The following is a 20,218-nucleotide window of genomic DNA, read 5'->3' on the forward strand; positions in this document are numbered from 1 at the left end:
CCTCGGCACGGCGCGATGTCGCGTCGACGTGGGTGACCTTGCGGGCCTTCCCAGTACGGCCAGTCCTTGCGGACCCGCACCTGGCCGTACGGCGCCTCGGTGGCCTGCGCCACCCCGTTCAGGAGGCCCCGGACCTCCGGGCAGAGCCGACCCTCGTCGAAGGCGGCGCAGAAGATGTTGCCACGACGATCACGTCGAACTCCTCGGTCTCCACCGACTTCCCTGTCTTCCCCGTCTTCCCTGTCTCGTGGTCGGGGTTCACCGCTCTCCTGCTGTTCCTGTGTTCGGTGCCGGTGCGGCGCCCGCAGGGCTGAGGGAATCGATCCAGGCGCGGACGGCCGCCGCCGTGGTGGGGGTGTGTTCCCCCATGAGCGAGAAGTGGTCGCCGGGGACGTCGACCCGGGTGTGCGGCAGCGGCCAGGAGGTGCGCCACTCGTCCGGGGCCGCGCCCGCCGCCATCGCGGGCGTCGGCCGGGTGGCCCGGACCAGCAGGGTGGGGGTGGCGACCGGCTCCGGATCCCAGTCCAGGAACATCCGGGTGTACGCGCCCAGCGCGGCCACCCCGGTGTCCTCGTCCCCCGTGAACTGGTTTCCGCCCAGGCGCGACGCGATCACGGCGGGCAGGGACAGCAGCCAGTCCTTGTCGCTGTTGCCGTCGTTGATGAGGTACGTGTCGAGCAGCACCTGTCCGACGGGCGGGTTCCCCACGGCTTCGAGCCGCCGGGTCACCGCATGGGCGACCGCGCCTCCGGTGCTCACGCCGACGATCACGAAGGGCCGGTCGCCGACGTGCTGTCGCACCGTCTCCGCGTGTGTCCGGGCGAGCGTGTCCCGGTCGGCCGGCACGGCACGGCCCGCCCCGATGCCGGGGTGCGGGAGTTCGAGGACGTCCAGTTCGCCCTGGAAGTGGGCGTGGAATCCGGCGAATTCACCTCCGGGGGCGGCGAAGGGCGGGTGGAAGCCGTTGAGGAAGACGAGTACCGGCCCGGCTTGGGAGCCGTCGGCGCGCCGCAGCGGGGCCAGGGCGTGCTCCCGGTCGGCGTCGGGGCCGAAGGTCGGCAGCGCCCAGGAAGCCGTGACGAGCATGTGCATCGCCGCGACCACCTGCCCGGCCTCGCAGACCCGCCGGTAGAGCGAGGAGAGCGTCTGCGCGGGCCGGTCCTCCTCCGGCTGCGCGGGCCGGTCCTGCGCGGGAGCGCGCTCCGGCTCCGGTGCGACGTCGGGCAGGTCGTCCAGCAGACCGAGTGCGTGGCGGGCCAGCTCCTGGGCCGTCGGGTGCTCGAACACCACGGCGGCGGACAGCCTCAGCCGCAGGGCCGTGCTCAGCCGGTTGCGGACCTGGACCGCCATCAGGGAGTCGAAGCCCAGCTCGGCGAAGGACTTGCCGGCCGGCAGCGCGTCGGCGTCCGGGTAGCCGAGGACCGTGGCCACGTCGGCACGCATCAACTCCGCGAGGACGCCCTCCCGTCGGTCAGCGGGCAGCCCGGCCAGCATCTTGCGCCAGGCGCCCGGCTCCCAGGGCTGCTCTCCGCCGGGCGAGGAGCCGTCACCGGCGCTCTCCCCGGTCCCGGCGGCCGGCCTGCGGGGCGGCACGAGTCCGCGCAGCGGCGGCGGCAGGAGCCTCTGGGCGGACCTGAGTGCGGACCGGTCCAGCAGTACCGGCGCGAGCACGGGTTCGCCCGCGCGCAGCGCCGCGTCGAAGAGGGCCAGGCCCTGCTCCACGGAGAGCGCCCGGAGCACCTCACCGGCCGACCTGCGCGGGACCCCCGCGCCCCCGTCGGCCCCATCGGCCGCACCGGCCATGCCGGCCCCGTGGTCCCACGGTCCCCAGGCCAAGGACACGGCGGGCAGCCCCAGTTGGGAACGGTGCCGGGCCAGGGCGTCCAGGAAGGCGTTCGCCGCCGCGTAGTTGCCCTGGCCGACGTGGCCCAGCAGGCCGGACACCGAGGAGAACAGGACGAACGCCGACAGGTCCAGGTCCCGGGTCAGCTCGTGCAGATGCCAGGCCGCGTCCACCTTCGGCCGCAGCACGGCCGCCATCCGCGCGGGGGTCAGCGCGGCGAGGACACCGTCGTCCAGCACCCCTGCCGCATGCACCACGGCGGTCAGCGCGGGCGAGCACTCCTTGATCACCTCGGCCAGCGCGGCACGGTCGGCCGCGTCACAGGCCACGATCCGTACCTCGGCGCCCAACTCCTCCAGCACGACGCGCAGTTCCCCGGCATTCGGCGCCTGGGGCCCCTGCCGACCGGTGAGCAGCAGGTGCCGTACGCCATGGGCCGTCACGAGATGGCGGGCGACCTCCGCGCCGAGCGCGCCGGTACCGCCGGTTATCAGGACCGTGCCGTCCGGCCCGAAGCTGCCGCCCTGAGCGGAGAGTTCACCGGTGGCGACCAGACGCGGCACCGCCAAGTATCCGTTCCGTACTGAGAGTTGGCCCTCATTGCCGACAACCGCAGCGGGGAGCAGCCGTAGTGATTCCGGCCGCCCGTCCACATCGACGAGGACGACACGTCCGGGCAGCTCCGTCTGTGCGGCACGCACGAGCCCCCACACGGCGGCCCCGGCCGGATCCGGCTCGGGTGCGGTCGCGTTCCGCGTCAGCACGACCAGACGGGAGCCCGCCGTCGAGGGGTCGTCCTGCCAGTCCTGGAGGGTGCGCAGCACCCTGCAGGTCAGCCGGTGCACGGCGGGGAGCGGATCGGCATCCGCCCACGGGCCGCCGTCGACGGCCGTGACGACGACGGTGTCCGGTTCGAGGGCGTCGGTTCCCACGAGGTCGGGGAGCGCCCCGCGCAGGTCCAGCGTGTCCGGGCCGACCAGCGCCCAGCGCCCGCCGGTCACGGGTCGCCGCTCGCCCTCCGGCTCCTCGACGCCGGTCCACTCAAGGCGCAGCAGGGCCCGCCGCATGGCGTCGGCCGTCGATTCGACCGGCTCGGCGGGGAGTTCACGCGTGGTCAGGGAGTCCACGTGAGCCACCGGGCGTCCCGATGGGTCGGCCAGGGTGACCGTGACCGAGTCCGTCCCGCTCGGGGCGATCCGTACGCGTACCTCCGACGCGCCCGTCGCGTACAGACGTACGCCGTTCCACGCGAACGGCACCCGGACCGTGCCGGAGCCCGCAGCCGAGCCCGCGAGCATCGGGGCGTGCAGGGACGCGTCCAGCAGCGCCGGATGGATCCCGAACCGGTCGGCGTGTTCCGACTCCGCCTCGGGCAGGCGGACGTCCGCGAACATCTCGTCGCCGCGCCGCCAGACCGCCCGCACGCCCCGGAACGCGGGGCCGTAGGAGAGGCCGACCTCCGCGAGGCTGTCGTACGCGTCGGCGAGGTCGACCTCGGTCGCGTCCTGGGGCGGCCACACCGCCGGTTCCGCCTCCGGCCGGGTGGTTTCCGTGGCGCGGAGGAGGCCTGTGGCGTGCCGGGTCCAGTCGGGCTCGGAGTCGTCCGTGGCGGGCCGGGCGTGGATGTCGACCGGGCGCCGGCCGGAGTCGTCCGCCGGGCCCACGACGACCTGTACGTGAACGCCCGTGGCCGAGGGCAGGATCAGCGGGGCCAGGACCACGAGTTCGTCGAGCGTGCCGAAGCCGACCTCGTCACCCGCCCGTACGGCCAGCTCCACGAACCCCGTCGCGGGGACCAGGACCCGTCCGCCGATCACATGGTCGGCGAGCCACCGATGAGCGGTGCTGGAGAGCAGGCCGGAGAACACCGTCCGGCCGGTGTCCGGCACGGTGAACGCCGGTCCCAGCAGCGGGTGTTCGTGCGGGTCCGGGGCGGCGAGGGGAGTGCTCGGCGCGGCCAGCCAGTACCGCTGCCGTTGGAAGGCGTACGTGGGCAGATCCTCCAGGTGCCGTGCACCGCTGCCCGTGAACACGGAGGGCCAGTCGACGGGCGTTCCGCGCACATGGAGGCGGGCCACGGCGGCCAGCAGGCTCTTCGGTTCGGGATCGCCACCACGGGTGGCGGCGGCGCACAAGGGGGCGGGGCCCTCGCCGTCCGGGCCGGTCAGACAGTCCTCGGCGGCGGCGGTCAGCGCCGCCCCCGGGCCGATCTCCAGGAACGCCGACACCCCGTCGTCCCCGAGCCATCGCACGGCGTCGGCGAACCGCACCGGCAGACGGGCGTGCCGCACCCAGTACTCCGGCGAACACAGTTCCCCGGCCTCGGCCGGGCGGCCCGACACGGCCGAGACGACCGGGACCCGCGGCGGCCGGAACGTCAGCCCCTCGGCGACCCGGCGGAAGTCGTCGAGCATCGGTTCCACGAGTGGGGAGTGGAAGGCGTGAGCGACCCGCAGCCGAACGGTTCTGCGACCTCGCGCCTCGAATCCGGCCGCCACGGCCAGCACCGTGTCCTCCACTCCCGAAATCACCACCGCACGCGGTCCGTTGACCGAGGCGATCGCCACGCGGCCGTCGAGCGCGGGGAGTTCGGCGAGGACCTCCTCCTCCGTCGCGTGCAGCGCCACCATCGCCCCGCCGCCCGGCAGGGCGTGCATCAACCGACCCCGGGCCGCGACGAGTTCCGCCGCGTCGGTCAGGTCCAGCACTCCGGCGACATGGGCGGCCGCCAGTTCCCCCACGGAGTGCCCGGCCAGGAAGTCGGGGCGTACTCCCCAGGACTCCAACAGCCGGAACAGCGCCACCTCGAAGGCGAACAGACCGGCCTGGGTGAAGTCCGTACGGTCGAGCAGGGCGGCCTGCGGCGTGCCCGGCTCCGCGGACAGCACCACGTCGAGAGGGTGCTCCAAGCGGCCGTCCAGCGCCCGGCAGACCCCCTCGAACGCCGAGTCGAAGGCAGGGAATGCGGCACGCAACTCCGCACCCATACGGGCACGTTGAGAGCCCTGACCGGTGAACAGGAAGGCCGTACGGACGCCGGGATCGGCGACGGCACGATCCGCTCCCCTCCCGTCGGCGAGCGCGTCGAGGGCGGTCAGCATCCGCGCCCGGTCGTCGGCCGTAACCATCGCCCGGTGGACGAGCGGGGCCCTCGCCGCGGCCAGGGAGACACCGACGTCGGTGGGCGACAGGTGGGGCCGGGACGCCAGGTGGGCGGCGAGACGTCGGGCCTGGGAGCGCAGGGCGGCCTCGTCGGCGCCGGACAGCAGCCAGGGCACCGGGACCTGTGTGGGGCTCGGCCCTGTGTCGGGTCGCTGAGGGGCCTCATCCAGTTTCTGAGGGGCCTCCTCCAGGATCACATGGGCGTTGGTCCCGCTGATGCCGAACGCGGACACCCCGGCCCGGCGTGGCCGCGAGCCCGTCACCGGCCAGGGGCGGGACTCGGCCAGCAGTTCCACCCGGCCTGCCGACCAGTCGACGTGCGGGCTGGGTTGCTCCGCGTACAGCGAGCGCGGGAGCCGCTCGTGGCGCATGGCCTGCACCATCTTGATGACCCCGGCGACACCGGCGGCGGCCTGGGTGTGCCCCAGGTTGGACTTGACCGAGCCCAGCCACAGCGGCGGCCGGTCCCCGGCCCGTCCCTGCCCGTAGGTGGCCAGCAGGGCGCTCGCCTCGACGGGGTCACCCAGTGTGGTGCCCGTACCGTGCGCCTCCACCACGTCCACGTCGTCGGCGCCGAGCCCGGCGTCGGTCAACGCCCTGGTGATCAGGCGCTGTTGGGCCTGGCCGTTCGGTGCCGTCAGACCGTTGGACGCGCCGTCGGAGTTGACGGCGGAGCCGCGCAGCACGGCCAGGACGGGGTGGCCGTTGCGGCGGGCGTCGGACAACCGCTCCAGCAGCACGAGGCCCGCGCCCTCGCCCCAGGAGGTGCCGTCCGCCGAGGCCGAGAACGACTTGCAGCGGCCGTCGGGCGACAGCGCACGATGCCGGCTGAAAGCCGTGAACGCCTGGGGAGTCGCCATCACGGTGACACCCCCGGCCAGGGCCAGGGAACACTCGCCGGAGCGCAGCGCCCGCGCCGCCCAGTGCAGGGCCACCAGCGAGGACGAGCACGCGGTGTCGAGCGTGATCGACGGTCCGCGCAGGCCGTACACGTAACTGATCCGGCCGGAGGCCACGCTGCCCGCCGAGCCCAGGGCCAGATGGGCCTCCAGCTCGTGCTTGTCCACGCGCGTGGAGTAGTCGCCGTGCATCACGCCGACGAACACACCCGTGTCGCTCTCGCGCAGCGCCGCCTGGGAGATGCCCGCCCGCTCCCACACCTCCCACGAGGTCTCCAGCAGCAGCCGCTGCTGCGGGTCCATGGCCAGTGCCTCCCGCGGCGAGATCCCGAACAGGCCCGCGTCGAACTCGGCGGCCCGGTGCAGGAATCCGCCGCTGCGGGTGTACGACGTACCGACCCGGTCCGGGTCCGGGTCGTACAGGGCGGCCAGGTCCCAGCCCCGGTCGGTGGGGAAGCCCGAGACCGCGTCCCGGCCCTCCGCCACCAGGTCCCACAGATCCTCGGGGGAGTACACGTCCCCGGGGTAACGGCAGCCCATGGCGACGATCACCACAGGGTCGTCCGCCTCCGTCGCGGAGCCGAGGTGCGGCACAGGTGCGGGCGCCGGGGTGAAGAGGATGTCGTGCACGTGCCGGGTCAGGGCGTCGGGCGTGGGATGGTCGAAGACCAGCGTCGACGGGAGCCGCAGCCCGGTCGCCTCGCCGAGCCGCTCGATCAGCGTGACGGCTCCCTCGGACGTCAGCCCGAGATCGGTGAACGGGCGGTCGGCGTCGAGCCGTTCATGCGGACCGTCGGCGTCGGGCCGCTCGTCCGATCCGTCGGCGTCGAGTCCTTCGTATCCTTCGTACGATCCGTCGCCGCACACCGCGGACGTCTGCGCGAGTACCGCCTCGCGCAGGGCGCGTTCCCTCCCCTCCGGCGGGAGAGCGAGCAGGCGTCGGCGCAGGGCACCGTCGGCCGCCGTCGGGGATGCGGGGCGAACCTCGGGTACCGGTCGGGCCCGGTCCGGCAGGACCGCGTGGCGGGTGATCTTGCCGGACGCCGTACGCGGGACGGCTGCGATCTCGTGGATCTCGACGGGCAGCTTGTACGCGGCCAGCCGCTCCCGGCACGCGGCCAGTATCCGCCGAGGGTCGAACCCGTCCGGTCCCGGAACGACGTACGCCACCGGGACCTCGCCGAGGACGTCGTGCGGCCTGCCCACCACCACCGCGTCCCGCACGCCGTGACAGTGCAGCAGGGCCTGCTCGATCTCGGTGGGGTGGATGTTCTCCCCGCCCCGGATGATCAGCTCGCTGACCCGGCCGGTGAGGGTGAGATGCCCGTGCGCGACGCGTCGCCCCAGGTCACCGGTGCGGTACCAGCCGTCCCGCAGTGCGGCCGCCGTCGCCTCGGGCTGATGGTGGTAGCCGCTCATCAGACTCGGCCCACGCGCCCAGATCTCGCCCTCGTCGCCGTCCGCGACATCGTTGCCGGAGCCCGGATCGACCAGCCGTACGTCCATCCCCGGGACCGGCGGCCCACAGGAACCGTCGACCCTCGGCCGGTCCGGTCGGTTCACCGCGATCATCCCGCAGGTCTCGGTACTGCCGTACGCGTCGAGCAGCGGCGCCCCCAGCAGGTCCTCCACCGCACGTCGCAGGGCCGGCGCGCTCGGGGCGCCCGCCACGACACACGTCCGCAGAGCGGGTACGGGCGAGGTGTTCTCGGCCGCCGCCGCCACCAGCTGGTGGTACACGGCGGGCACCCCGGCCAGGACGGTGTAGGAGCCGCCCAGGGATGCGCGAGGCGTGCGCAGCTCCCTCAACAGGCCGCCGGGAGAAAGCAGTTCGCCGGTGATCCGCGCGCTCGCGCCGACCGCGGTGACCCCCAGGATCGCCAGCGAGTGCCCGAAGCTGTGGAACAGCGGGAGCGGCCAGAGCAGCCGGTCCTCGGGAGAGAGCCCGAAGATCGGCGCGTAACAGGCCGCCACCGACCACAGGGCCGCACGCTGCGTGGACAGCACGCCCTTGGGCCTATGGGTGGTGCCGGAGGTGTAGAGCATCCACGCCGGCTCGTCGAGCCCGAGATCGTCGCGGGGCGCGACGGCGGGCTCCGCCTCGGCCGCCTCCTCGAAGAGGACCGTGCCGTCGGGGGCGTCCGACGGCACCGGATCCGTGCCGGTGAACAGGACGCGCGTACGGTCGTGCAGGCTCCCCGCGCGGTTCAGGCGGGCCAGGTGCGCGCGGTCGGTGACGACGACCGAGGCCCCGCTGTCCTCCAGGAAATGGGCCAGTTCGGCGTCCGAGGACCGGGGGTTGAGGGGCACGCCGACCGCACCCGCCCGGACACCGGCGAGGACGCTCTCCACCATCTCCACCCGGTTGCCCAGCAGGATCGCGACCCGGTCCCCGCGCCGCACACCCACCCCCGCGAGATACGCGGCCAGTCGACCGGTGCGCCGCTCCAACTCCGCGTAGGTGACCTCCCGTTCATCGTCGGCGTACGCCACCCGCGACGGTGACCTCTCGGCGTGCGCCTTCAACAGCTCGGGCAGTGGCCGGATCAGCTCGTCGCGCGTCATGTACCCGCCCCTCCGGCACGTGGCGCAGCACGGCCCGTTGTCAATCCCCTTGCAGAGCAACGGTATTGAGCGTAAGGGCAGGTCGGCCGGACGATCGATTGTGTCGACGATCGGCGTCGCGTCGCACCTGTCCAATCTGTCAGGCCTGTCCGCAGTGCAGTGCAGTGCAGTGCAGTGCAGCGCCGCGTCGGGGAGGAAGACCGGGTCTCCGATCGTGCGGAACAGGCCCGGGGCCAGGCGGATCGCTTCCATCGGTCCGTCGATGGTCTGCAGCCACTCGTGTGCGTACACCCTCCACGGCTGCCCGGACGGGTCGACGTAGAGCGTCCCGTCGAGGGGCGTGAGGTTCGCAGGCGGGGTGGGGCCTGCGGGGACGACAGCCGTGAACGGCCCAGCAGCGATGAGGCCACGGCCGTGATCGTGTCCCGCATGGAGGACGGGACCTGGAACGGTGTGCCCCACTCGTTGGGCGGAGGCAAGAGCGTGAAACGAAAGAAGGCTGCGGTCAACGAAGTATGTGCTGTTGCTGTTGCACGCGGATACTTCACACAGAACCCCCTGGCGGGTCTTCGCTGGACGGCACCGGAGTTTGCTGACGAAGTCGCCCCAGACTGTGTGTCGAACCCGAACCAGGTTGCCCGACTGCTTTCCGCGGTCAAGGCCTGCCTGGCCGTGGGCCTCACTTGTATGCCTTTCGGGCTGCATGTACTACGCAGCTATGCGCCCTGCGCAGTGCCGCCCCTGCCCGGCCCGCACCCGCTGCACCATCACGGACCCCCGACGGGAAGGCTCGCTATGCGGTCCGCCCAGGAGTCCAGGGCACCATCAACGAGTTCGCCCACGGACACGGCATGCGCCACTGCCGCTACCGGGACAACCGAAAACCCACCTGCAACACGTCCTCACGGCCATCGCCGTGAACATCGAACGACTCTGGCGAACCTCGGCACCTGAGCCCGACCACCCAAGATCCTCGACAGAGCCAAGCAGAGATTCTGCAGGACACCCTCTTGACTGCCTGCTGGGCCGCTGTCATTCTCTGTGCCAGATACTAGCATGACATTCCACAATGTGGCACAACTTTGGAAGGTCTGAGGGTCAGGGTCGATTCCGGCCCCGGCATGAATGCGAGTATTAGGGCCCCAAAGGGTGTGCTCCCCTCCAATTCGCCACCAAGCATCCCCACTCTCGGGGCCCAACTTGCGGCCCGGCGGTACGAAAGGAAAGCCCTGTGTCAGCTGCGAGGAGACGTGTCGCCGTCGTCGGTACCGGCACGATGGGCAGCCAGGCCGCCTGGCGGCTGGCGGCACGGGGCGCGGAAGTCGTGGCCTACGACCGCTTCGCCCCCGGCCACGACCGCAGTGCCGCAGGCGGCGAGACCCGGGTCTTCCGCAGCGTGCAGACCCACGACGGCCGCTATGTGCCGCTCGTCCGGCACGCCGACGCCCTCTGGAAACAGTTGCAGGCCGAGACCGGGCGGGAACTGCGCCGTCTGACCGGGGCTCTGGTCATGGGTCCGGCCGACGACCCCGAGATGCGTACCGTCATGCAGGGCGTCGCCGAGTACGGCCTCGACCACGAGGTGATCGACACCGAGGCGCTGGCGAAGCGTTTCCCGCAGTTCCGTGTCGACGACGGCGACCTGGTGGTCCTCGACCCCCACGCGGGGTTCGTCCGCCCCGAGCTCACGGTCCAGACCGCGGCCCGGCGTGCCGAGGAGCTGGGGGCCCGGATCCGCCGCTACACCCCGGTGCGGGACGTCACTCCCGTCGCCGGGGGAGGCGTGGAGATCCGCACCGACACCGACACCGAGCGCTTCGACGCCGCCGTCGTCACTCCCGGCCCCTGGGTGGGCGACCTGCTTCCCGACCTGCCGTGGGAAGTGAGCGTCTACCGCGCGATCAGCGCGTGGTTCCTGCCCCACCAGGACCACCCGGCAGACGCCGAGCGTCCCGCCTTCATCCGTTGCGGCGACATCCCCTTCTACGGCATCCCGTCCCCGGACGGCCTGGCCGTCAAGCTGGGCCTGCCCCAGCCGCACCACAAGCCCGTGGACGACCCCAACCAGCTGGACCGGACCGTCACACCGGAGGAACTGGAGACCTTCACCACGGTGGTGCGTCGCCATCTGCCCGGCCTGAACCCCGACCCGGTGCGTCTGTCCGTGTTCATGGAGGGCTACACCGACAGCACCCTGCCGTTGGTCGGTCCCCTGCCGGGCTGCGACGACATCGTCCTGCTGGCCGGCTTCTCCGGCCAGGGCTTCAAGATTTCGCCCGCCATGGGCGACATCGCCGCGGACCTCGCCCTTCAGGGCCTCACCTCCCAGCCGATCGACTTCATCACCACGAACGGCCGCGCCGCGGCCTGAGTCCGAACGAGGAAGCACATGACCCTGACCATCGGCCGACTGCGGGCTGAGCCCGGCCGGAAGACCCGCGAGAGCTTGCCCGCCGATCTCGGCTCCACGACGGCGGAGGTGCCCCTGATCCTCGTCAACGGCGCCCGGCCCGGCCCCAGGGTCGTGATCACCGGTGGTGTCCACGGCGGTGAGTTCATCGGCGTCGATGCCGCCGCCCGCCTGGCCGGGCTGCTGGAACCGGACGAGGTCGCCGGCCAGGTGGTGATCTGCCCCGTGGCCAATCCGCCGGCCGTCTACGGGGGCAGGCTCAACATCTCCCCGCTGGACGGCGTCAACATCAACCGCGTCTTCCCCGGCGACAAGGACGGCGGCCCCACCGACCGCATGGCGGCCTGGCTGTTCGAGAACCTGATCGACGGCGCCGACGCCTACGTGGACCTGCACAGCGGCGGCATCGACCAGCACCTGCTCGACTTCGTCGGCTACCGCCTGACCGGCGACGCCGAACTGGACGCGAAGAACAAGGGAATGGCCCACGCGGTCGGATACGAGCTGGTCATCTTCGGCACCAGCCCGGACGGCGGCAACAGCCACGCCGCCGCGAACCGGCAGGGCATCCCCGCGATCCTCGTCGAGACCGGCCAACTCGGCGACCGGGACCCGGCCGCCGTACGCAGGTTGCTCGACGGCCTGTACCGGCTCCTGCACCACCTCGGCGTCATCGAGGCGCCGCAGCACCTCGCACCGGTGACCGTGCAGCCGCGCGACTGGATCTGGACGGGCGAGGTCGAGTCTCCGGCCGCAGGCCTCTGGTACCCGGACGCGGTCACCGGTGACGAGGTGACCGAGGGGCAGACCATCGGCCGCGTCATCGACCCGGTCGACGGCGCCGAACACAAGGTCTCCGCCGTCTCCACCGGAACGATCATCTACAACATGAACGGTCTGACCGTGCGCCCCGGCACACACCTCGCCGCCATCGCCACCCCCCACGACTGACGGGCCTCAGGCCCGCCCACTGAACCGTTGCCATCTCAGTGAGCGGGCCTTCCCGTTGAACCCTCCTTCCCTGTGGCCTACCCCAACTCACGGAGGACGAGCGCAACGCACTCGCCGGTGCGCCCAACCACTACGACAAGGGCTTCGACACGGACATCGACCGGTGGCTGAAGAACGAAGCGGCCGTCACAACGCTGGTTGGAGTGGACTCGCGGCTCAACTCGCTGTCGCCACACCGTCCGTCAAGGTGGCTGGCGTCAAGCCGGCCACTGCGACAGGCACAGCGCAAGAAGCTCCGCGACCAGCCTGGTCCGCTTGGACCGGAGCGGCGGCCTGCTGAAGGCCCGCCGCCACGGCCTCGTCTGAGGCACCCGGTTGCGCCGGAGGCCCTTCTCTCGCGGAAATAGCAGGGGTCCGGGCGGTTGTCGTGGCCGCGCCGCCTCATGGTCTGCGGCAGTCCCGCTTGCTACGGGGGTTCGCAACCTCGACCGATTCGCGAAGGAGACGGTCCGCTGTGGACACCATCGACGAGAAGATCATCGCCGAGCTGACCCGCAACGCCCGCATCTCGCACTCCGAGCTGGCCGGCAAGGTGCTGCTGTCCCGCAATGCGGTGCGCCAGCGCATCGAACGTCTGGAGCGCCAGGGCCACATCGCCGGCTACACCATCGTTCGCGCGGGCGACGACACCGCCGAAGTGGTCTCGGCGCTCGTACTCGTGTACCGCCAGGACCGCATGCGCGGTGGTGATGTCCTGGCCGCGCTCAAGCGCATTCCGGAGGTCGTCATCTGCGAGATCCTCAGCGGCGACTTCGACATCATGGTGCGCCTGGAGGCGGCCTCGCTGGAACGTGTACGGGGCATCTGGGAGGACATCGCCCAGATGCCCGGCGTACGGGACACGGTCACCGCGCTCACCCTGTCCAGCGTCGTCAACCGTCCGCGAGGAGAGCAGGGGCCGGTGGCAGCGGGGTGAGCCGCGCGGTGGTGTGTTCCCGGCCGAGCGGTCCGCCCCGGGTCACGGGGTCCACCGCGTTCGTCCTGTCGAGAGGGCCTCTCGCAATCCAGGCGGCGGCCGCACAGCCGATGTGCGGGGGACGGAAGGCGGTCATTGGACCACGTCAGTGATGTGGTTGACGCAGACGACCTTGGGCTGGGTCATCTCCTCGAAGGCGAAGCGCACACCCTCGCGGCCCATGCTGCCGTACTTGAATCCGCCGAACGGCATGGCGTCGAAGCGGTAGTCGGACGAGTCGTTGATCATGACTCCGCCGGCTTCCAGCAGCCGGGCCGCGGTCAGGGCGCGATCCAGGCGCGAGGTGAAGATGCCCGCGTGGAGGCTGTAGTCGATGGCGTTGGCTTGTTCGATGGCGTCCTCGAAGGACGTGAACGGCTGCAGCACGACGACCGGGGCGAACACCTCCTCCTGCCAGATGGAGCAGGTCGCCGGCACGTCTTCCAGGACGGCCGGAGCGTACAGGGAACCGGTGGCGTCGTTGCCGCACAGCAGCACCGCGCCCTCGGCCACCGCCGTGTCCACCTTGGCCCGGGTGGCGGCCGCGGCCTCCTGAGTGATCATGGGACCGACATCCGTGCGCTCGTCGAGCGGGTCGCCGACGCGCAGCAGCTCGGTGCGGGCGACGAAGGCGTCGCGGAAGCGCTCGTAGACCTCCGCCGCGATGAGGATCCGCTGGGTGCCGATGCAGTTCTGGCCCGCGGCCCAGAACGCGCCGGAGACACAGGAGGCCACGGCCTCGTCCAAGTCGGCGTCGTCCATGACGATGACCGGGGCGTTGCCGCCGAGGTCCATGGCGAGCTTCTTGAGGCCCGCCGCGCGGGAGATGGCCTCGCCCGTGGCGAATCCGCCGGTGAAGGACACCATGCGCACGTCGGGGGCGTCCACGATCGCGGCGGCGATGCCGGCATCGCCGTTGACGACGGTGACGATCTCCTCGGGCAGGCCGGCCTCGATGAGGGTGTCGACCAGGCGCAGCGCGGACAGCGGAGTCAGCGCGGACGGTTTGAGGATGACCGCGTTGCCCCCGGCGATGGCCGGGCCGAGCTTGTGGGCGACCAGGTTGAGCGGGTCGTTGAACGGCGTGATGGCGGCGATGATGCCCAGCGGTTCGCGGGTGAACCAGCCCTGCCGTTTCTCCGAGCCCTCATAGGAGTCGAAGGGGATGACCTCACCGGCGTTGCGCCGTACCTCGGCTCCGGACAGGGCCAGCGTGTTGACCGCGCGGGCGACTTCCTTGCGGGCCTGGACGATGGTCTTGCCGGCCTCGCTGACGATCAGCTGGGCGAAGGACTCGGAGCGCCGCCGGATCAGGCGGGCGGCGCGTTCCAGGACCGCGGCTCTGGAGGCGCGGGACAGCGCGGCCGCGGTACGGCGCCCACACCTGGCCTGCTGCAGGATGCCGCCGACGGCGCCCGCGTCGACGGTGGGCACCGAGGCGATGACCTCGCCGGTGTAGGGGTTGCGCACGAGCGTGGTGTCGGTACCGAGTGCGATGCCGGGGGGCACGGCGGTGTCAGACACGGTGGGTCTCCTTCAGAACGGGGCGCGTGGGGGCGGTGTCGTCGTCCGCGTGACGCTGGTGGATGGCGGTGATGTCCGACAGCAGGGCGTAGGCGGTCTCGGTACGACCGGCGCCCGGCCCGGACACCATGACGGTGCCGAGGAGGTCGGTGTCGAAGGCGACCGCGTTGACCGGGCCGGAGATCCCGGAGAGCGGGTGCTGGGCGGGCAGCGCGAGCGGGGTGACACGGGCGTCGACGCTGCCGTCGTCGTGGCGGGTGGCGGAGCCGACCAGCTTCCACCGCAGCCCCTTCGAGGCGGCGTCCCGCACCTCGTGCGGGGTGAGCGAGGAGATGCCCTCGCAGAAGACGTCCTCGCGGCGCAGGTCGGCGCCGAGGACCTCGTTGGCCAGGATCATCACCTTGAGCTGGACGTCGTGGCCCTCGATGTCCGCCGTGGGGTCGGCTTCGGCGTACCCGAGTTCCTGGGCTTCGGTGATGGCCGCCGACAGCTCGATGCCTTCTTCGAGGCGGCCGAGGATGTAGTTCGAGGTGCCGTTCATGATGCCCTGGACGCCGGTGATCGCCAGGCCGCCGAACATGCGCTCGGCGGTGCGCAGGACGGGGGTGCCGCTGAGAACCGAGCCCTCGAACTCGAAGCTGACACCACGCGCGGCAGCCAGCCGCTTCAGCGCGCGGCCGGCGAGCGCGACCGGTCCCTTGTTGGTGGTGCACACGTGCTTGCCCGATTCCAGGGCCCAGCGCACATGGGAGAGGGCGGGCTCGCCGTCGGTGGGGTTGGTGAACGTCGCCTCCACGACGATGTCGGCCGGGACTTCGCGGATCACCCACTCATTGCGCGGGTCGGCGCTGCCGCCGGCCAGGCCCGCGAAGCTCAGCTCCCCGGGATCGGCGGCCAGCAACGGCGCCAGATCGATGCCGCCGGTGTCCACCAGGGAACCGGCTCGCAGATCGGTGATCGCCACCACCCGCAGGGTGAAGCCCAGCTCCTCCGCCAGGCGGTCCCCGCGCTGGGACATGAGTTCGGCAAGCGCGCGATTGACGCCACCGAATCCGATGAGGGCGAGATCGTATCGGCCCATGAGATCGCTCCTTCGCAGTCCGCCGCCTTCACGGTGCGGCTGCTGAGGAGCCTCGCTGCTGTGCCTGTCACCTGCTCCATGTCACAACGGCCACGACGCATGCCGATCTGCTCTGTCCTATAGCGATTCGCAGCCCCGGCCTCCGGCAATACCGAGCTGGAAACGAGGAGGGGTGCCGTGGAGGCAGAGACGCTCGGAGGCGCTCAGGCGTCATTCACTTCGGTCGGTCTGACCCGCCTTGTCGCGTGCCCCAGCCCTCGTTGGGTCCGAGGCATGAACCTACGTCAGCGCCGTGACTCACCTCGTGGCGCGTGCTGCCGAGGCTGTCGGTTCACTGATCCGCATCGCTCAGCCGCCCGCTCCGCTCCCCGTGAGCGGGTGTACTGCCGGTTCAAGCAGCGACAGCGTCCGCTGCTGCGCGTCGAGGGCGACGCGGATACCGACCGGCATCGGCAGATTCGGGCCGGCGTGTCCGAACTCGACGTTGCCCAGGACCGGGATGTCACGGTCGCCGAGGACATCGAGGACGATCTCGCGCAGGGTCGGGGACGCGTCGGGCGAGTCGAGTCCGTCGATCCCGTCCGGGATGCCCACGACCATGCCGGAGATCCGGTCGAGGATGCCGGCGTGCCGCAGTACCTGCAGATAGCTCCACACATACGCTGCCAGGCCTCCCGCCTCCTCCCAGAACAGCACCGCGCCGTCGAACCGTTCGAGCGGCAGCGCGTAGGACGTCGCCTGGTTCAGCACGATGCGGTTGATCACTCCGCCGATCAGTCGGCCTTCGGTGCGACCGGCACGCCAGCACTCCCACGTCGGGGTGGCGGGCAGCGGGCCGATCGGCTCGGTACCGGTCAGCAGCGTCGAGTAGAGCTCCTCGAGTTCCGCCCTGCGTGCCGCAGTCGCGCGCTGCCAGTGTCCGCCGAGTCCAGGGGTGGCCAGGTCGGTATGGAAGCCGACCAGACCCGTGCGCGCGTAGAACACCAGATGCAGCAGCGAGATGTCGCTGAAACCGAGGATCGGCTTGGGGTCGGCGGTGATCGCCTCGAAGTCGATCAGATCGAGGTATCCGAGCGCCGTCTGGCCGCCGTCATGCGCGATGATCGCGCGCACCTCGGGATCTCGCAGAAGAGCGTTGAGCTCTTCGGCGATCTCCGCCGGCCGAGCCGCGCTCCACCAACGGTGCCGCCCTGCATCGAGGAGCGGTGCCCGACGCACCCGGAATCCCATCCGCTCGAGCACGACCACCGCCTGCTTGAGGTCGGGCTCGTCAGCGGCGTGGAGCGGCCCGGACAGCGATGCGACAACGACGAGATCTCCGGGCCTCAGGGCACGAGGTCGAAGCAGTTGAGGCAGCGCAGCAAGAGTCACCGAGGCAGTATCCCGACACCCTCAGTAACACGCGACACATTTACCGGCGTCCATCCAGGAAGCCCCTGGGCCCGGAACAAGCCGCCCTCCGGGGCCACTTCATGAAGCTTGGTCCTTGTGAATCGTCCCCGAACCGGGGCCAGTTGGAGTCGCTCCGGGTGGAGCCGAACAGCACCGCCCCTGCCAGTGCTCCTCAGCGAACATCTGCGGCTCAGGCCTGCCCTGGCACGGCCACACCTTCCAGGCGCCGACGGCCAGGACGAAGGCTCCTGCTGGCGAGGCGTTCGTACAGTCTGACCTGGTCGTCGGACGCCGGGCCGTGGCAGAACTCGCCCCAGGCCACCGTCTTGGCCTCGCCGGGGCGTCGCACCTTGAACTGGGCGACGACGTCGGAGTTGTAGCCGTGCTTCTGCGGCAAGCGGGCGATGACGACGGGCGGGAGCCAGCGCACCCCCACCCGCGACGGCGACCTCTTCGGCCGGACCGGGGGAGAGGAAGCTGCTGTCCCGAGTGCATAGGCGCCGTGTTTCACCCCCGAACGGGACGGGCCGGGCCCGCCTCCGGGCCGGAGGTGAGGTGCCCCCGGCCCGGACGGGGGTTACCGTCCGGGCCGGGGGCAGGCGGTCAGCCGCCCAGGCTGGGCAGGAAGGAGACCATCCTGCTGCCGCTCCGGGCGATCAGTACGTCCCCGTAGAGCAGGGCCTCGGGCATGGCCCCGTGTTTGCCGGCGTCGACGTGACCGCGCCAGATCCGTTCGCCCGTGTTCGCGTCGAGGCCGGACAGATCGCCGTCCGGGCCGAAGAAGTACACGACGTTCCGGTGCGGCGACACCACCGGTTTCGCCAGGTCGGGCCAGTTTGCTTCGGTGTCGGGCACCTTGATGCCGACCGGGGTGGTCCACAGGGTCTTTCCTGTCGTGAGTGAGTAGGAGGACGCCTGGCCCGCACGGGACACGGAGATCAGACGGTCACCGACGAGGGCCTTGGCGGCCGGCGTCCCCTGGACCGGGTAGGACAGCGGGGTCTGCCTGCCCGAGCTGTCGATGACGGTCAGCCTCTCGGTCCTCGCTTTCTGCTGCTCCGTCTCGAAGACCACGCTCGCCCGCTCCGGCATCCTGGTCAGGACGATCCGGTCCCCCCAGGTCCCGACGATCTGCTGCCTGCCGGGCAGGGCCGTGACCTTGGTGGTCCGTCCGGTGGTCGGGTCGAGACGGAGGGCGTCGGTCGGGCCGGGCTTCTTGGTCTCCGGCGAGCACAGCAGGTAGGGGACGCCGCTCAGCACCACCCGGTCGCACCAGATGCCCTTGCCCCAGCTGTGGCGCCACTTCACCTTGCCGGTCCGCGGATCGACGGCCGACAGCGTCCGGTCCTTCGGGGTGTTGGCCAGGACCGCGCCGTCGATGAGCAGGACGGCCTGGTCGTCGCGGTTGTCGCTCGCCAGCGCCACCGTCCACAGCACCTCGCCGCTGTCGGTGTCCACCGCCATCAGGTCGGTGCCGGGGGCGTAGTTCCCGTCCTGCCCCTTCTCGGCGGTGTGGTTGCGGTAGCCGTAGAACACGCCGTCGCGCACGGCGACCGGATGGTCGGCCCCGAAGCCGCCGTCGCCGTTGACCTTGACCGTCCACAGCCGTTCGCCGGTGTTCGCGTCGAACTTCGCGGCGTCGTACTTGGACCCGGCGCAGTACAGCGCCGAGCCGTCCACCAGGCAGCCCCGCTCGACGGCGCCCCGCGCGTCGGTCCGCCACGGCTGCCAGCCCTCCGGCGACTGCGCCGGCCGCGCCGGCCGGTCCTGGTCGCTCACCCCGCCGCCCCCGAAACCGAACACCGCCCCCACGGTGATCGCGGCCACGGCCGCCGCCGTCCCCGCCACCTGCGAGAAGCGGCGCCGGGCGCGCCGCCGCATCACCTTCTCGACCAGGTCGCCGGGCGCCCGTACGCGGTCCAGGTCGACGGCGTGCAGCGTCTCCCGGACCTTCTGCTCCACCAGTTCCGTCGTCATCCCTGAGCCCCCTTCGGCGTAAAGCTGAGCTGCTGTGACTGTTCGTCCGCGGGCCCGGCGGGGCCCAGTTCCGGTACGAGGGCCCGGAGTTTGGCGAGGGATCTGTGTGCCGTGCTGCGCACGGTGCCGACCGGGCACCTCAGCAGCGCCGCGACCTCGGCCTCCGGCAGGTCCTCGAAGTAGCGCAGGACGACCACGGCCCGCTGGCGCTTCGTCAGTCGCGCGAGCGCCGCCCACAGCGCGATCCGCAGCTCGGACTCCGCCCCGGCGTCGGCGTCGGTGCCCGATTCGGGCAGTACGGGCACCGACGTCTCCGCGCGGTGTCCGCGCAGCCGCCAGCGGTTGAGCTGCTGGCGGTACATGACCTGCCGCACATACGCCTCGGGCTGCTCGATGCTCGACCAGCGTCCGTAGACCTTCATCAACGCGATCTGCAGCAGATCCTCGGCTCCATGCCGGTCACCGCCCGTGAGCAGCACCGCGAGCCGCAACAGCGCGGTGGAGCGCATCGCTACGAACTCCCGGAACTCGTCGTGACTCGACGCTTTCATCAACCCTCCCCCTTCTCGGCACTCCTTAAGACGTGCTGAGCCGCGCACGGCTATCCCTCGTCGAGGAAGATTGTGCGTCCGCCCTCGGGGAGGTACGCGGCCGCCGAACGCACGGGTCCCCGCACTCCTTTCCATCCTGGACGCAGCAGGGCAAGCGGCGGATCACCAGCTATTGGTTCGGGACACCGGGTGGGGAGACCTGTTCACGCGCGATGTCGCCCGGTGGATGCCGGACAGGTCGGGGCCCCACCCCTCGCGACGGGTTGATCAGTCCTGTGCCACGTTCGCCGCGGTCACATTCTCGATCACGCGGCCGAGTTTGGTCTTGGCCCGGGTCAGGTCCTGGATGCGTGCGGCGATGCGGTCGCGTTCGATGATGAGTTGGTCGAGCATGGCGGGGGTCGCGACGCCGGTGCTCACGCACGGCAGGAGTTCGACGACGGTACGGCTGGAGAGGCCGGCCGCGAAGAGGTCCTGGATGAGCTGGACCCGCTCCAGGGCTTCGTCGGGATAGTCACGCTGCCCACCGGGCGTCCGCACCGATTCCAGGAGCCGCTGTTCCTCGTAGTAGCGCAGGGCCCGCACGCTGACCCCTGACCGCCTGGCGAGCTGTCCGATGCGCATGACGCAGGCCACTCCCTTCCCGTTTATACCTCACGTTGACGTCAGGTTCAGGCTAGCAATACCGGCTCCATGGGCAGCCCCGGGGGCCGGTCGAACCGTCGCCGGCGCCGGTATTGATCATGACCCGGTGGCGGACCCGAGGGCGTTCACGCGGCTCACGTACGTACGGCGGTCCTCGCATCGTGCCGGGATCGCCGAGCCCGCCCGAGGGCACATGGGTGTCG

At 71.3% G+C, this 20,218-nt stretch carries 11 protein-coding genes and 1 pseudogene; 3 read left to right on the forward strand and 9 right to left on the reverse strand.

Annotation, left to right across the window (positions count from 1 at the left end; all coding sequences use genetic code 11):
- Positions 1–258: 258 nt before the first annotated feature.
- Both ABT147_RS28000 and ABT147_RS47410 read right to left on the reverse strand, forming a co-directional pair.
- Positions 259–8,469: an SDR family NAD(P)-dependent oxidoreductase gene (locus ABT147_RS28000; RefSeq protein ID WP_351411015.1), complete on the reverse strand. Its 8,211-nt coding sequence runs from the start codon at positions 8,467–8,469 to the stop codon at positions 259–261.
- Positions 8,470–8,661: 192 nt separating this feature from the next.
- Positions 8,662–8,948, reverse strand: a pseudogene (locus tag ABT147_RS47410) (glycoside hydrolase); the annotation flags it as partial.
- Between the two features lie 752 nt (positions 8,949–9,700).
- Here ABT147_RS47410 and solA point away from each other — a divergent pair.
- From solA to ABT147_RS28015, 3 genes are all read left to right on the forward strand, one after another.
- The gene (gene solA, locus ABT147_RS28005; RefSeq protein WP_351411017.1) at positions 9,701–10,840 is read left to right on the forward strand and encodes an N-methyl-L-tryptophan oxidase; all 1,140 of its coding nucleotides are present in this window, start codon (positions 9,701–9,703) and stop codon (positions 10,838–10,840) included.
- 18 nt (positions 10,841–10,858) lie between these two features.
- Positions 10,859–11,830, forward strand: coding sequence for a succinylglutamate desuccinylase/aspartoacylase family protein (locus ABT147_RS28010; RefSeq protein WP_351411019.1), 972 nt, complete (start codon positions 10,859–10,861; stop codon positions 11,828–11,830).
- 514 nt (positions 11,831–12,344) lie between these two features.
- Positions 12,345–12,806 (forward strand): Lrp/AsnC family transcriptional regulator, encoded by a 462-nt coding sequence (locus tag ABT147_RS28015; RefSeq protein WP_351411021.1) that lies wholly within the window; start codon positions 12,345–12,347, stop codon positions 12,804–12,806.
- A 132-nt stretch (positions 12,807–12,938) separates the two neighbouring features.
- Here the strand turns inward: ABT147_RS28015 and ABT147_RS28020 are convergent, their stop codons facing one another.
- The 7 genes from ABT147_RS28020 to ABT147_RS28050 all read right to left on the reverse strand — a co-directional run bounded on the left by ABT147_RS28020 (position 12,939) and on the right by ABT147_RS28050 (position 19,994).
- Entirely contained in the window at positions 12,939–14,369 is a 1,431-nt protein-coding gene (locus tag ABT147_RS28020) for an aldehyde dehydrogenase family protein (RefSeq protein WP_351411024.1), read from the reverse strand.
- Positions 14,362–15,450 (reverse strand): homoserine dehydrogenase, encoded by a 1,089-nt coding sequence (locus ABT147_RS28025; protein WP_351411026.1) that lies wholly within the window; start codon positions 15,448–15,450, stop codon positions 14,362–14,364. Before ABT147_RS28025 ends, ABT147_RS28020 begins: the two co-directional genes overlap by 8 nt.
- A 348-nt stretch (positions 15,451–15,798) precedes the next feature.
- Complete coding sequence (locus tag ABT147_RS28030) at positions 15,799–16,821, reverse strand: S66 peptidase family protein (protein WP_351411029.1); 1,023 nt, start codon at positions 16,819–16,821, stop codon at positions 15,799–15,801.
- A gap of 211 nt (positions 16,822–17,032) precedes the next feature.
- A complete protein-coding gene (locus ABT147_RS28035) occupies positions 17,033–17,239 on the reverse strand; it encodes a hypothetical protein (protein ID WP_351411031.1) in 207 nt (68 codons plus the stop codon).
- 206 nt (positions 17,240–17,445) lie between these two features.
- Positions 17,446–18,819 (reverse strand): outer membrane protein assembly factor BamB family protein, encoded by a 1,374-nt coding sequence (locus ABT147_RS28040; protein WP_351411034.1) that lies wholly within the window; start codon positions 18,817–18,819, stop codon positions 17,446–17,448.
- Complete coding sequence (locus ABT147_RS28045) at positions 18,816–19,370, reverse strand: SigE family RNA polymerase sigma factor (protein WP_351411036.1); 555 nt, start codon at positions 19,368–19,370, stop codon at positions 18,816–18,818. The genes ABT147_RS28040 and ABT147_RS28045 overlap by 4 nt, the downstream gene beginning before the upstream one ends.
- A 267-nt stretch (positions 19,371–19,637) precedes the next feature.
- Positions 19,638–19,994, reverse strand: a complete 357-nt coding sequence (locus ABT147_RS28050) for a MerR family transcriptional regulator (protein WP_351411037.1) — start codon at positions 19,992–19,994, stop codon at positions 19,638–19,640.
- Positions 19,995–20,218 lie beyond the last annotated feature (224 nt).

The sequence above is a fragment of the Streptomyces sp. NPDC001868 genome, from assembly GCF_040297125.1.
Lineage (GTDB): Bacteria > Actinomycetota > Actinomycetes > Streptomycetales > Streptomycetaceae > Streptomyces.

Excerpts from the sequence above, each read along its gene's own strand:
- ABT147_RS28000 (WP_351411015.1), bottom strand. The coding sequence starts at position 8,469 with ATGACGCGCGACGAGCTGATCCGGCCACTGCCCGAGCTGTTGAAGGCG.
- ABT147_RS28010 (WP_351411019.1), top strand. The coding sequence starts at position 10,859 with ATGACCCTGACCATCGGCCGACTGCGGGCTGAGCCCGGCCGGAAGACC.
- ABT147_RS28025 (WP_351411026.1), bottom strand. The coding sequence starts at position 15,450 with ATGGGCCGATACGATCTCGCCCTCATCGGATTCGGTGGCGTCAATCGC.
- ABT147_RS28040 (WP_351411034.1), bottom strand. The coding sequence starts at position 18,819 with ATGACGACGGAACTGGTGGAGCAGAAGGTCCGGGAGACGCTGCACGCC.
- ABT147_RS28045 (WP_351411036.1), bottom strand. The coding sequence starts at position 19,370 with ATGAAAGCGTCGAGTCACGACGAGTTCCGGGAGTTCGTAGCGATGCGC.
- ABT147_RS28050 (WP_351411037.1), bottom strand. The coding sequence starts at position 19,994 with ATGCGCATCGGACAGCTCGCCAGGCGGTCAGGGGTCAGCGTGCGGGCC.